12 protein-coding genes are annotated in these 12,497 nt (G+C 67.2%); 10 read left to right on the plus strand and 2 right to left on the minus strand.

Translation table 11 applies throughout. The features are described from left to right. Positions 1–17 precede the first annotated feature (17 nt). From ACFVVC_RS20365 to ACFVVC_RS20385, 5 genes are read left to right on the plus strand one after another with little or no spacing between them, the layout of a single operon-like run. A complete protein-coding gene (locus ACFVVC_RS20365) occupies positions 18–1,043 on the plus strand; it encodes a sugar phosphate isomerase/epimerase family protein (RefSeq protein WP_387457557.1) in 1,026 nt (341 codons plus the stop codon). 10 nt (positions 1,044–1,053) lie between these two features. Then, on the plus strand, positions 1,054–1,824 hold the full coding sequence (locus ACFVVC_RS20370) for a nuclear transport factor 2 family protein (protein ID WP_387457560.1): 771 nt from the start codon (positions 1,054–1,056) through the stop codon (positions 1,822–1,824). Between the two features lie 9 nt (positions 1,825–1,833). Further along, the gene (locus ACFVVC_RS20375) at positions 1,834–2,232 is read left to right on the plus strand and encodes a DUF6379 domain-containing protein (protein ID WP_387457563.1); all 399 of its coding nucleotides are present in this window, start codon (positions 1,834–1,836) and stop codon (positions 2,230–2,232) included. Further along, the gene (locus ACFVVC_RS20380) at positions 2,229–3,416 is read left to right on the plus strand and encodes a Gfo/Idh/MocA family oxidoreductase (RefSeq protein ID WP_387457566.1); all 1,188 of its coding nucleotides are present in this window, start codon (positions 2,229–2,231) and stop codon (positions 3,414–3,416) included. Before ACFVVC_RS20375 ends, ACFVVC_RS20380 begins: the two co-directional genes overlap by 4 nt. A gap of 13 nt (positions 3,417–3,429) precedes the next feature. Next, positions 3,430–4,434 (plus strand): sugar phosphate isomerase/epimerase family protein, encoded by a 1,005-nt coding sequence (locus ACFVVC_RS20385; RefSeq protein WP_387457569.1) that lies wholly within the window; start codon positions 3,430–3,432, stop codon positions 4,432–4,434. A 54-nt stretch (positions 4,435–4,488) separates the two neighbouring features. On the opposite strand, the gene ACFVVC_RS20390 is transcribed toward ACFVVC_RS20385, so the two are convergent. After that, positions 4,489–5,487, minus strand: a complete 999-nt coding sequence (locus ACFVVC_RS20390) for a restriction endonuclease subunit R (protein WP_387457572.1) — start codon at positions 5,485–5,487, stop codon at positions 4,489–4,491. Between the two features lie 70 nt (positions 5,488–5,557). Between ACFVVC_RS20390 and ACFVVC_RS20395 the strand changes: the two genes are divergently transcribed. Continuing rightward, positions 5,558–5,971, plus strand: coding sequence for a DUF6379 domain-containing protein (locus ACFVVC_RS20395; protein ID WP_387457575.1), 414 nt, complete (start codon positions 5,558–5,560; stop codon positions 5,969–5,971). Between the two features lie 27 nt (positions 5,972–5,998). Here ACFVVC_RS20395 and ACFVVC_RS20400 read toward each other — a convergent pair whose 3' ends face one another. Next, positions 5,999–7,261, minus strand: a complete 1,263-nt coding sequence (locus ACFVVC_RS20400) for an ROK family protein (protein ID WP_387457577.1) — start codon at positions 7,259–7,261, stop codon at positions 5,999–6,001. Between the two features lie 106 nt (positions 7,262–7,367). Between ACFVVC_RS20400 and ACFVVC_RS20405 the strand changes: the two genes are divergently transcribed. The 4 genes from ACFVVC_RS20405 to ACFVVC_RS20420 all read left to right on the plus strand — a co-directional run bounded on the left by ACFVVC_RS20405 (position 7,368) and on the right by ACFVVC_RS20420 (position 12,451). Further along, positions 7,368–8,408, plus strand: coding sequence for a Gfo/Idh/MocA family protein (locus tag ACFVVC_RS20405; RefSeq protein ID WP_387457580.1), 1,041 nt, complete (start codon positions 7,368–7,370; stop codon positions 8,406–8,408). Next, complete coding sequence (locus ACFVVC_RS20410) at positions 8,405–9,214, plus strand: hypothetical protein (RefSeq protein WP_387457583.1); 810 nt, start codon at positions 8,405–8,407, stop codon at positions 9,212–9,214. The genes ACFVVC_RS20405 and ACFVVC_RS20410 overlap by 4 nt, the downstream gene beginning before the upstream one ends. 158 nt (positions 9,215–9,372) lie before the next feature. Beyond that, positions 9,373–10,866, plus strand: a complete 1,494-nt coding sequence (locus ACFVVC_RS20415; protein ID WP_387457586.1) for an MFS transporter — start codon at positions 9,373–9,375, stop codon at positions 10,864–10,866. 16 nt (positions 10,867–10,882) lie between these two features. Next, positions 10,883–12,451, plus strand: coding sequence for a GMC oxidoreductase (locus ACFVVC_RS20420; RefSeq protein ID WP_387457589.1), 1,569 nt, complete (start codon positions 10,883–10,885; stop codon positions 12,449–12,451). The last annotated feature ends 46 nt before the right edge of the window (positions 12,452–12,497 follow it).

A 12,497-nucleotide genomic window follows, 5' to 3' on the forward strand; every position in this document is an offset into this window, starting at 1 on the left:
CGAAGGGATCACAGAAAATGTCAGAAGGAATCGCAGGCTCCGGCATCGAGCTTGGCATCACCCTCTATTCACTCACCTCCGAATTCGCGGCCGGGCTGTACACCCCCGAGACCCTGATCAAGGCCGTCGCCGACGAAGGCCTGGGTCCCGGCGTCGAATTCAACATCGCGCAAATGCTGCGCACCTATCCCGACGTGGATGACGACTTCGTGAAACTGTGGCGGGACAGCATGGACCGCTACGGCCTTACCCCGAGCGCCGTCGGCACGAACCTGGACATGGGCCGGCGCAAGGATCGCGACATGACGCCGGACGAGGAATTCGACTTCTTCGCCAGGCAGCTCAAGACCGCCAACACGCTCGGCTTCAACAAGATCGTGATCCGGTCCGCCGGCAAGGAACTGCTGCGGCGGCTTCTTCCCCTGGCCGAAAAGTACGACCAGAAGCTGGGCTACGAGATCCACGCCCCCCAGGGCCCCAACGATCCGAAGATCCTGCAGATCCGGGAGATGTACGCCGAGCTGGACAGCGACCGGCTGGGCTTCACCGCGGACTTCAGCTCCACCATGCACAGCCTCTCTCCCACCCTGTTCCGCACGTTGACCCAGATGGGCCTGCCGCAGGAACACTTCGCCGTCATGCAGGACATCTGGCGCAAGCCCCTGCCCATGCAGGAACGCAACCAGGAATTTGAGGACTACCTGCGGGAGAACAACTTCGATCCGGCGCAGCTTGGTCCCTTCACCCGGCTGGCCTTCAACATGCACGGCCTGGTTCCACCGGAGGAATGGCTGGACATCATGCCGCAGATGTTCCACGTCCACGCCAAGTTCTATGACATTGACGAGAACGGCAACGAGCCCGCCATGGATATTCCGCGGATTGTGCGCCAGTTCGTCAAGGGCGGCTACCAGGGCTTCCTGTCCAGCGAGTGGGAGGGCCACGCCTTTGCCGACCTCGGCGAATCCGACCCCATCGAGCTCGTCAAGAAGCAGCACGCCCTCATGCGCAATGCCATCGAAGAATCAGTAGTTCCCGCCTAAGGAGAAGTCAATGCCTGCGATCGACACCGACCTCACTGCCGAGGTGGAACGGCTCCGCTCCGAGCTTGGCGAAGCGCTCCGGTTGGCGCGCCGAGCCAACGACCGGGGCGACATCGAGAACCTGTTCAACCGCTACATGTACCTGCACAATGCGTTCGAGGATGAGCAGATCATCCCCCTGTGGGTGAAGCCGGGAACGCCGGGCATCCGGGCCCGCTACACCAACGCCGGCCAGTACACGGACTACGACAGCGTGATCCGCTACCACCAGGGCCGGCCCCGCCCCGAAGGCAAGCTGATCCTGCACTACACCACCACTCCGGTCATCGAAGTGGCGGCCGACGGCAAGACCGCCAAGGGCGTCTGGATCATGGCCGGCAACGAGTCAGGCCTGACGGACCCCGAGGTGGCCAAGGGCAGCCCGGACTACATGTACTCGCCGGGCGAAGTCCAGGGCAAGAAAGTCTGGGCCCACTGGGTCTGGTGCAAATACGCGGTGGACTTCCTGCGCCAGGACGGCGAATGGAAGATCTGGAAGTTCCGCTGCTACGAGTTGCTGCGGGCACCCTTCGAGGAAAACTGGATCAGCTTCGCCGAGAAGAACCAGCACGCCTTCGCCCTGGACCTCATGTACTTCGGTGACGACGGGAAGCCCGTCTTCATGCCGCCCGCGGACCAGCCGGTCCCGAGCGAGTACCACCCCTACAATCCGTCGGCCCGGCAGACGCTGGAACCGCAGCCGCCGGCACCCCACCAGACTTTCGTCGAGACCTTTGAGTAAGGACTAATCATGGCAACCCATAACTCCCTTTTCCAGGACGCCGACGTCCGCCGGCACCCCGAGGGCATCGCCGTGGCGGTTCAACTGCCGTGGTACCGGAGCCTCTGGCTGTCCGCCGTGGACGACGTCGCGGCAACCGTCAACGGCGTGGAAATCTCCAAGGAATCCCTCCGGTTCGAGCTGCAGGGCCAGTCGTACTCCATCGCGGAGCTCCCGGAGCAGTGGGACACCCTGTGGTTCGTGGCTGACAAGCCGGACATCATCATCCCGCTGGACCGTGTTCCCGACGCCGGCGAGGAAATCGACGTCGAGGTCATCCTGACCCTCCGCCTGCTCTACATGCAGATCGCTCCCATGCGGTACGTGGGGAACCGGGTGGCTGTGGACCGAAGGGTCGTGCTGGCATGACCACCCTGCGCGTGGCCATGATCGGATACGGGTTCATGGGCGCTGCGCATTCCCAAGGCTGGCGCACGGCGCCGCGGGTGTTCGATCTTCCCGCCGAACCGGTCATGGCGGTCATTGCCGGCCGGAATGCCCACGCGGTGGGTGAGGCTGCGCGGAAGTGGGGGTGGGCTGAGGCGGCCACTGACTGGCGCGACGTGATCGCGCGGGAAGACATCGACGTCGTCGACATTGTCACCCCAGGTGACTCCCACGCCGAGATCGCCATCGCTGCGCTGGAGGCCGGGAAGCACGTCCTGTGCGAGAAGCCGCTCGCCAACACCGTGGCCGAAGGCGAAGCAATGGCCGAAGCCGCGGAAAGGGCGGCCGCCCGCGGCCTCCGTGCGATGGTGGGTTTCACCTACCGCCGCGTCCCGGCCGTCACGTTCCTGCGGAAGCTTATTGCCGAAGGTGCGGTGGGCACGGTCCGCCAGGTCCGGGCGTCCTATCGGCAGGACTGGCTGGTTGACCCGGACATGCCGCTCGCGTGGCGCCTGCAGAAGGAACACGCCGGATCCGGGGCGCTGGGCGACATCGGGGCCCACGCAATCGACCTCGCCCAGTTCGTCACCGGACTGAACCTTGACAGCGTCTCAGGCGTGATCGAGACGATCGTGAAGGAACGGCCGCTGCTCGAATCGGGCGCGGGGCTGTCCGGAACCGCAGGTGCGGGATACGGCAAGGTGACCGTGGACGACCTCGCCATTTTCGCCGGCCGCTTCGAATCCGGCGCGTTAGCCTCCTTCGAGGCATCCCGGTTCGCGACCGGCCGGAAAAACGCGCTGCAGATTGAGGTTTCGGGGGACAAGGGCGCCTTGGCCTTCGACCTGGAAGACCTCAACAGCGTCCAGTTCTATGACCGGACCGCATCCCCGGACCGCCAGGGCTTCCGGAAGATCCTGGTCACCGAGCCGGAGCACCCGTACCTGTCAGGATGGTGGCCGGCCGGCCACATGCTCGGCTACGAGCACGGGTTCTCGCACCAGGTGAAGGACCTGGTGGAAGGCATCGCCAACGGCACCGACCCGCAACCGACCTTCGCCGACGGGCTTCAGGTGCAGCAGGTACTGGAGGCGGTTGAACGCAGTTCTGACAATGATTCCGCCTGGACACGGGTCGCCGCCGGCGTCCCCGCCCCGGCAGCATAGGGAGGAGACATCAGTGGCACGACCGATCACTTTGTTCACCGGCCAGTGGGCCGACCTGCCCTTCGAAGAAGTGGCCCGCCTCGCCGGCGAGTGGGGCTACGACGGCCTGGAGATCGCCTGCTGGGGCGACCACCTGGATCCGTGGCGCTGGGACGACGACGCCTACGTCCAGGGCAAGCTGGACATCCTTGAACGCAACGGCCTGAAGGTATGGACCATTGCCAACCACCTCAAGGGCCAGGCAGTGTGCGATGACCCGATCGACGAACGGCACCGGGGCATCCTGCCGGACGTGGTGTGGGGCGACGGCGACCCGGAGGCCGTCCGCCGGCGCGCCGCCGAGGAATTGAAGAACACCGCGCGGCTGGCCGCGAAGCTGGGCGTGAAGACGGTAACGGGCTTTACGGGATCGTCCATCTGGAAGTACGTTGCCATGTTCCCGCCCGCCACGGAGAAGATGGTCGACGCCGGCTACCAGGACTTTGCCGACCGGTGGAACCCGATCCTCGACGTCTTTGACGAGGTGGGCGTCCGGTTTGCCCACGAGGTGCACCCGTCCGAGATCGCCTACGACTACTGGACAACCCGGCGCACCTTGGAGGCGATCGGGCACCGGGAGGCCTTCGGGTTGAACTGGGACCCGAGCCACATGGTCTGGCAGGACATTGATCCCGTGGGATTCCTGTGGGACTTCCAGGACCGCATCTACCATGTGCACTGCAAGGACACGAAGAAGCGGCTGGCCAACGGCCGCAACGGCCGCCTCTCGTCCCACCTGCCGTGGGCCGACCCGCGCCGGGGTTGGGATTTCATCTCCACCGGCCACGGGGACGTCCCCTGGGAGGACGCGTTCCGGATGCTTAATTCAATCGGCTACCGCGGACCGCTCTCCGTGGAATGGGAGGACGCAGGCATGGACCGGCTGGACGGCGCCCCCGAAGCGCTTGAGTTCGTCCGCAGGCTTTCCGGCTACGAGCCATCCGCGGCGGCCTTCGACGCCGCCTTCAGCACCAAATAGCGACGCCAACACAACGGCCGGCCCGGAATCTTCCGGGCCGGCCGTTGTGTTTGGTTACGGGGCCCAACCACCCGTGGAGAGCGCCGCTTCCGCCAGGGCCAGGTGTTGCCGCGTCATCTCCGTGGGATCGTCCTGCAGCCACTCGTGGCCGCCCCACTCGCTGGTCAGCGTGCCGGTGAAGGCGCTCCGGCTGAGCAGGCCGGCAAGGTCCCGCAGCGGCTGCGAGACCCGCCCGCCGTCGTCGTGCAGGTCCCAGAACTTCAGGTGGAAGGCCCCCACCAGGGGCATGATGCCCTGCAGGTCCGCTGCCTCGCTGCGGCCGAAACGGATCAACAGGTTCATGTAGAGGGTGTGGATCCGCGGCGGCACCTGTCCAGACCGGAGCAGGGCCGTGACGGCGCCGAGGGTGGCGGGATCCATCCAGTCGTCTTCCAGGCGTGCCAGGAGGTCCGTGGGGATGCCGCCTTGGCGAAGTTCCTCGAGGTAGGTGGGGGGAAGGGCGGGCATAAGCATGCTGATGTCCACGAGCACCCGCACGTGGTCATCCGCCAGCGCGGCGATCGCCTCCAGTGCAGGTTCGACGCCGGGGCTCCCGGGAGCCTGCCGCCCCTGGATTTCCTCGTACAACACCAGGTCCAGCCGGTGCAGCAGCGGTTGCAGCAGGGTGAGCAGTTCTGGCCCTGCCTGGCCGATCGGCAGGCGCACTCCGTGGGCTCCCACCCGGTGCGCAGCGTGCAGTTGGGGCATCAGGAAGTCCAGCCGCTCCTTCTGGGAACGTCTGGTGCCGGGGGAGGTGAAGTCGTCCAGGCTCGCCCCGACAATGCTGATGCGGGCCCCTTTCGCCGCCAGGGATTCCCGCAGGGCGTCCACCTCATCGTCCTGCGGAGCGGGAAAGGACCGCCATACGAGCCCCGGTTCGAGCTCCATCGTCCGCACCGAGTCCGCGATGCCGGAAACGATGTCCCTGGCCGTCCGCCGGGCGGCCACGATGTCGGGCGCCCAGTTGAATGAGCTGGCGCAGAGGGTCCAGCCGCCGGGAATTTCGTTAGCCATGGCTCCCTTTCCTTTTATGCACTTAACTGACAAACTTATGTCAGTTTTAGGATAAAGGAAGGGTGTTGGATTGGAAACCGCTTTGCGTGACGATGCGCTGACCGCCGTTCCCGCTGGTTTCGAGCTCCGGCTCGGTTTGCCGTGGATCCGTTCGATGCCGCTCTCCAGTGTGGCCGGCCTGGCTGTGGAGATGGATGGAGTGCCGGTGGCGGCGGGCCTGGTCTCGGTGGTGCTCGGTGCCAGGCGCGTGCCTTCCGAGGCCTTGCGGGCCGAGCCCGGCTGGTGGTTCATCCAGGACAGGCTTGTCCTGGCGGTCCCACAGGAAATCTCCGCCGGCGTCCACACCGTCGCCGTCGATTTCACCCTGATGGTGCCTTACCTCCAGGCCCCATCAGGGTCGGCGCTGGTACTCCCGTTCCACGTTGAGGCCCGGCTGGCTGTACGTCCTGCCGTGGTGCCGGGCATTTCCCGCGACGTGGCGTGAGCGGCGCCGCCGCACGGGAATGCCAGTTCAGGCCGGCACTGCCGTGCGTTCGGGGGATGGCCGGCCTTCGGCAAACCAGCGCGGGAAGGTGACATCGAACAACTGCTCGCGTGCAAGCTCGGCTCCGCCGCGCAACGGTTCGCGCTCGTCGTTCACGGACAACGTGATGGTGAGGTCGCGGGTGGCGAGGGGCAGTGACAGCTCATACACGCGTTGGCGTACCTCGGCCAGGAACACCTCGCCCGCAGAGGCAATGGCACCGCCGATGACAATGACTCCCGGGTTGAACATGTTGACCAGGGCTGAAATGGTCTCGCCGGCTACATGGGCGGACTTCTGGACAAGCGAGATGGCGAGCGAATCACCGGCCTGTGCCGCGAGCGTGATGTCCTCCAGCGTCAGTGCCCGCTCTTTTGCCCGGCCGGCAAGGGAAGTGGTGGCGCCTTCCTTGATGGCGTGCTCTGCGTCCCGCACCAGGGCCCATCCGCCGGCCACCGCTTCGAGGCATCCGACCTTGCCGCAGCGGCACTGCTCGTTGGAATCGGAGACCCGGACGTGGCCAATGTCCCCGGCAGCGCCGTTGGCACCACGGTGGATCCGGCCCTTGGACAGCAGGCCGGAGCCGACGCCCGAACCGATCTTGCAGTAGATCAGGTCCGTGAGCATGTCGCGACGGCGGGCCCGCTCACCAAGCGCCAGCAGGTTGGAGTCGTTATCCACCCATACCGGCGCGTTGAAGCGTTCCTCGAAGGGCGTCCGGACGTCGAAGCCGTTCCACCCGGGCATGATCGGCGGAGCCACGGGCTGTCCCGTGGCGAAGTCCACCGGTCCCGGCAGGCCAACCACGACGCCCCATACCGGCACGGGAGGATGATTCTTGAGCACATCCTCAACAAGGGACATGACGGCATCGATCGTCTTCTCCGGTCCCTGGGCGATGTCCCAGCTGCGGTGTGCGTGGTCAATGATGTCGCCGTCGAGCGCCGCGAAGCCCACCCTGATGTGTGCCGCGCCGAGGGCGCAGATGACAATCCGCCCCTGTTCTGAGCGAAAACGGAGGGTCCGCGGCGCGCGGCCTCCGGACGAGGCTCCGAAGTCGCCGTCACCCAGGAATCCGATCGCGATGGCCTGGTCCACCCGCTGGCTCACGACGCCCCGGCCCAGCCCGGTGACCTTGCCGATTTCCGGCCGGGTGGTCGCCTCTCCTGTCCGCACCAGGTTGACGATCCGCAGCAGGCTGGTCACTTCGTCCGTTTGAGCTCCGAAACGGAGGGTGGAGTCTGTCGTCATGGCACCAATTCTCACACATTGCTCGCGACTAAGGCGCGAAATCAGATCAACTATGGCTAAGAATTCGCCGACTTATGAATAATAGAGACATAAGAAGGAGGCGACGATGCCTTGGAAGATAGGGATACTCGGAGCCGGACCCGGCGTTGCGGCCCTTCATTTGCCGGTGTTGCGCGGGCTCCCGGACCTGTTTGATGTGGTGCATATCGCCGATGCCGGAAGTGGCCGTTCCCGGGACCTGGCTGAACCGTGTGGTGCGCGCTGGTCCAGCGGGGATCGGGAGCTGCTGGCAGACCCGGAGGTGCAGGTGGTGGCTGTCTGCGGCCCGCCGTCAGAACACGCCCGCCATATCCTCGCGGCAGTGGCGGCCGGCAAGCGGGCCATCTTCTGCGAAAAGCCCCTGGCCACCACCAGGCAAGATGCCAGCCGCGCCATCGATGCCTGCCGCGCGGCCGGCGCCATCCTCCTGGTGGGCACAAACCACGTGTTTGATGCCGCCTGGGACCGCGCCCGGCGCCACCTTGCTTCGCTCGACGGCGGGGTGCGGGCTGTATCGGCCACGTTGGCGCTTCCGCCCAACGGCAGGTATCACCGGCTCGTGGCGGACGGCGGTCCGTTCCAGGCCGCAGCCCACGGCCGCCCGGACCTGGGCGATCCGGCGGTGGCGGCAGGAGTCCTGCGGCAGCTGCTGACCGGGCTGGCCATCCATGACCTGCCTGCGGTCAGGGACATCGCGCCAGGCGTGGACGAGGTGGTCTATGCACGGCTCGCCGCGCCCATCGGTTACCTGGTGGGGTACCGGGCAGGCAGTGTCCTGGTGCAGCTCGCCCTCACCATGCTTCCGGAAGGCCCCGACGCCTTTTGGCGCATGGCCATCGCCACCTCCCATGACCGGATCGAGGTCACCTTCCCGCCGGCCTTCGTCCATGCGGGAAGCGCCGTCATCAATGTACGCGCGGACGATGGGCAGTGGACCGGATACGGGAAGGATCCCGTGGACGGCTATGTGGCTGAGTGGCGCGCCCTGGCATCGCGCCTTGAGGCGGGGGTCCCGGTGGAGTACGGCGAACTGCTGGCTGACGCGCACTACGCAATCGACCTGGCTGATGCTGCCGCTGCAAAGATCCTCGAAGCGGGCCGGCAGTGACGCCGCAAGGGCCCCGTGCCGGCGTCTTTACCCGGTTGCCCGCCTACGTGGCGGCCGCGGCCGGGCTTCCCGCCAGTGCCAGGCTGGCGGATGGCGTGTGCGGTGCTGTTGCCGTCGTCCCCGGCTCCGGCAACTGGTGGGCCGGGCTGCTGGATGCCCGGGACCAGGGAGCGGCGGCGGTGGTGATCGCGGACCCCGCGGCCCTGCCCCGGGAGGTCTTCGCAGCGGGGACCTGGTCCGGAGGTATCCCGGTGGTCGTCGACCGCCCCGGCCTTCGCACCGACATGGTGGCCGACGCGGTCCGGGCGCGGCGCGGAATCCCGCCGAGGGTGGTCACCGTGGAGTGCGCAGCCCCCGCCGCGCTCCTGGGTGCCGTGATCCGTGACGGCCTCGGCTGGGCGCGCTCCCTGGCAGGTTCCCCGCTGACCCTCCGGGCGGGTACGGCGGCCGTGCAGGGCTCCATGGCGCTCCTGGATTCGCCGGTGGCCGGCGGAGGCCGCCTTCCGTCCACCGTGGTGGGCACTGTCCTCGAAGGGCCCGCCGCGGGCGGCTTGCTCCAGGTCCTGGCCTTGGGCGAGGTCAGGACGGAGGTTGCCATTGACCATGCTGCCGGCCGGGTCAAGGTGGAGACCTCGACGGTGGAGGGGGCGCTGAGGGCGCCGGAGCGCTACGAGGCTCCGGCCCGGCTGGCCTTGCGCCGCGCCATCGAAGCCGCCTCGAGCGGCAGGGAGCTGCCTGACCTGCAGGAATTGCTGGAAGACCAACGGCTGGCCCACGATGTGGCAAGCGCGCGGGCCGCCCAGTGACTCCGTCGATTCTGTGCAATCTTTTGTTGTTTTTAGACTTAAGTGCCTGTAGGGTGGGGAGTGGCGCCGGGGTCCCAGCCGGACCCGTTCCCCGTCGTGTTGGTGCGCCGGGGGCACACCACGTCGCGTCGACGGCCCGATCGTTCGGGCAGACCACTATGCAACTATCACCTGTCAAACTTCGCCTCCTCACCACCTCCCTGCTCACCGTCTCCTTCCTCGGGGCACTGGACCACACGGTGGTCTCCACGTCCCTGGCCACCATTTCCGGAGAACTGGGTGCCCTGCAGCTGATGAGCTGGGTGGTGGTGGGCTACACCCTGGCCAGCACGGTTCTGCTGCCCGTCCTCGGCAGGCTCGGCGATGTCCTCGGCGCCCGCCGGATCTTCCTGGTTTCCCTGGTGGTGTTCCTTGCTGCGTCCCTGGCCTGCGGTTTTGCCTCGGACATCGCGTGGCTTATTGCCGGCCGTGTCCTCCAGGGCATGAGCTCGGCGGGCCTGCAGCTCATGTCGCAGACCATCATCGCCCGCGTCACCACGCAGCGTGAACGGCCCCGCTACATGGCAATCATCGGGGCGGCTTTTCCCATCGCCATCCTGGTGGGCCCGGTGGTGGGCGGTGCCATCACCGATTACTGGGGCTGGCAGTGGGTCTTCTGGATCAACATCCCGGTGGGCGCCGCCGCCTTCGCCCTGGCACTGGTGGCCGTTCCCCACCTGGAACCGGGCCCAGCACCCCGGCACTTCGACATCGCCGGCTCCGCCGTCTTCACCACCGCGCTGGTGGCGCTCGTTCTTGCCGCCTCCTGGGCCGCGGAGAGGAACGGAGGTCCGGCCGCCGGAAGCGCGCTCGCCGTCAGCATCGTGGGCTTTGTCGTCTTCTTCCTGGTGGAGCGGCGGGCACCCGAGCCCATCATTCCGCTCCACTTCTTCGCCAACCGCACCATTGCTGCCGGTACGGCGCTCTCGGCGATCATCGGCGTCGGCTTCTTCTCCATCACCGCCTACCTGCCCACGTACTTCCAGATGGCCTACCGGACCACGGCCACGGTGTCCGGCCTGGTTCCCATCGCCACCGTCTTCGGCATGCTGATCAGCAACCTCCTCACGGGCTGGCTGGCCAGCCGCACCGGGCGTTACCGGATCTTCCCGGTCGCGGGAACGGTGCTGGGAGCGGCGGCCCTGCTGGTGATGGCGCTGCTGCCGACCGGGCTCCCACTGTGGGCGCCCATGATCGTGATGGGGGCTGTGGGCCTGGGCACCGGGGCGTTCATGAGCCTCATCGTGGCCGTGGTCCAGGGCGCCGTCCCCGCAGGCCAGACCGGCACCATCACCGCAACCATCAATCTGGTCCGGCAGGTGGGATCAACGGTGGCGACGGCGGTCATCGGCGGTGTCATCGGCTCCGGGGTCGCGGCCCTCCTGCCGGCAGGGCTGGACGCCTCCACGCTCACCCCGCAGCAGGTCCACGGAGCGTCACCGGCGGTGCAGGCCGACGTCGCCCAGATCTACTCATCCGTCTTCACGCCCATCTTCATCGCCCTTGCCTGCGCCTACGCCCTGGGCATCCTGGCGGCAGTCCTGCTCCCGCACGGCCGCCTGTCCGACGAACCCGTCCCCGCCCACGCACCTTCCGAAACCCTTCCGGCCTGATCTCAAAGGAGACATCATGTCCAACCCCACCATTGCCGTCGTCGGCAGCGGACCCATCGGTTCCACCTATGCCCGCCTGTTGCTGGAGCAGGTCCCCAACGCCCGGGTGGTGATGTTCGAAGCCGGGCCGCAGCTGACAGCCGTCCCTGGCGAGAGCGTCCGGAACATCCCGGACCCGGCCGAGAAAGCACGCGCCCGGGAAATGTCGCAGGGGCCGCAGGCCGGGGCGTTCCGGGAGTCGCTCGGCATCCCGGCGGCAACCGTCACCGAGGGCATGTTCACCGCGCGCCAGGGCACGCACCTCCTGGACTTCGGCGGAGACGGGTCAGCGCACGCCCCCTCGTTCCCGGCGGCAGCTGCCGCCACCAACGTTGGCGGCCAGGGCGCGCACTGGACCTGCGCGACGCCGTCGCCCGCGTTCAGCGAAAAGATCCCCTTCATCGCCGACGACGAGTGGGACGGGCTGATTGAAGAGGCCAAGGGCCTGCTGCACGTCCACAGTGCAGCCTTCGCGGACTCCAAGGTCGGCGAAGCCATCCGCTCCCTCCTGGACGAAGAGTTCGGCGCCGAGCTGCCCGACGGCTACGGGGTGGGCACCCTTCCGGTGGCCGGCGACCCGCAACCCGACGGGTCCGTGCGCTGGGCGGGGGCCGACGTCGTCCTCGGGCCGTTGATCGACCCCCACAACGCGCTCTCACAGCGGTTCGAACTCCGCGACCTCACCCTGGTCCGCCGGGTTGAACTCGACGGAAACCGGGCCACCGGGGTCACCGTGCAGGATCTCCGCACGGGTACCGAGTCCTTTGTTCCGGCGGACGTCGTGGTGGTAGCGGCAGATGCCTTCCGCTCGCCGCAGCTCCTGTGGGCCTCGGGCATCCGCCCCCAAGCGCTGGGCCACTACCTGACCGAACACCCGGTGGTGATCTCCACCGTGGCTCTCGACGCCGACAAGATGCTCCGCTTTGCCGCCGAGGGTGACCTTGACGCGGAACTTGCCCGGCGCGCCCAAAATCCCGCCGACCCCGTGGCCGCAGTCAACCGCATCCCCTTCTCCGAGCCGGAACACCCCTTCTCCGTCCAGGTCATGTACTCGGAGTCCACCCCGTTCCCCATGGAGCCGGGCACCCCGTACTCCAATAACCGGTGGGGCTACGTCAACATGGGCTACGGCATGCGCAAGCATCCCCGCTACGAGGACGCCGTCAGCTTCGACGACCATGAGTCCGACTACCGCGGTTTCCCCAACATGACCATCGAGTACGCACTCACCGAACGCGAAGAGGCAGAAATTGCCCAGGCCACCGACCGGCTGCGGCGTGCAGGCAAGGCCCTGGGCGTCTTTGTGGCCGAACCCCGGCTGATGCCCAACGGCTCCAGCCTGCACTACCAGGGCACCATGCGCATGGGAGCGGCCGACGACGGCAGCTCCGTGGCCGATCCCTGGTCCAGGGTGTGGGGCTACGAGAACCTGGTGGTGGGCGGGAACGCGCTCATTCCGACAGCCACGGCCATGAATCCCACACTGATGAGCGTGGCCATCGCCGTCCGCGGTGCCCGGCGGGTCGCCCAAGAACTGGGATCCTGAGGCGCCGGCGGACCGGCGGCGGTTGCGGGCGCCCCGGCGCGGCTAA

Origin of the sequence: Pseudarthrobacter sp. NPDC058196, assembly GCF_042882685.1 — a bacterium.
In the GTDB taxonomy this organism is placed as follows: Bacteria; Actinomycetota; Actinomycetes; order Actinomycetales; family Micrococcaceae; genus Arthrobacter.

Bases quoted from the DNA above. Each gene is read 5' to 3' on its own strand.
- ACFVVC_RS20365 (WP_387457557.1), top strand. From the start codon at position 18: ATGTCAGAAGGAATCGCAGGCTCCGGCATCGAGCTTGGCATCACCCTC.
- ACFVVC_RS20370 (WP_387457560.1), top strand. From the start codon at position 1,054: ATGCCTGCGATCGACACCGACCTCACTGCCGAGGTGGAACGGCTCCGC.
- ACFVVC_RS20375 (WP_387457563.1), top strand. From the start codon at position 1,834: ATGGCAACCCATAACTCCCTTTTCCAGGACGCCGACGTCCGCCGGCAC.
- ACFVVC_RS20380 (WP_387457566.1), top strand. From the start codon at position 2,229: ATGACCACCCTGCGCGTGGCCATGATCGGATACGGGTTCATGGGCGCT.
- ACFVVC_RS20390 (WP_387457572.1), bottom strand. From the start codon at position 5,487: ATGGCTAACGAAATTCCCGGCGGCTGGACCCTCTGCGCCAGCTCATTC.
- ACFVVC_RS20400 (WP_387457577.1), bottom strand. From the start codon at position 7,261: ATGACGACAGACTCCACCCTCCGTTTCGGAGCTCAAACGGACGAAGTG.
- ACFVVC_RS20405 (WP_387457580.1), top strand. From the start codon at position 7,368: ATGCCTTGGAAGATAGGGATACTCGGAGCCGGACCCGGCGTTGCGGCC.
- ACFVVC_RS20415 (WP_387457586.1), top strand. From the start codon at position 9,373: ATGCAACTATCACCTGTCAAACTTCGCCTCCTCACCACCTCCCTGCTC.
- ACFVVC_RS20420 (WP_387457589.1), top strand. From the start codon at position 10,883: ATGTCCAACCCCACCATTGCCGTCGTCGGCAGCGGACCCATCGGTTCC.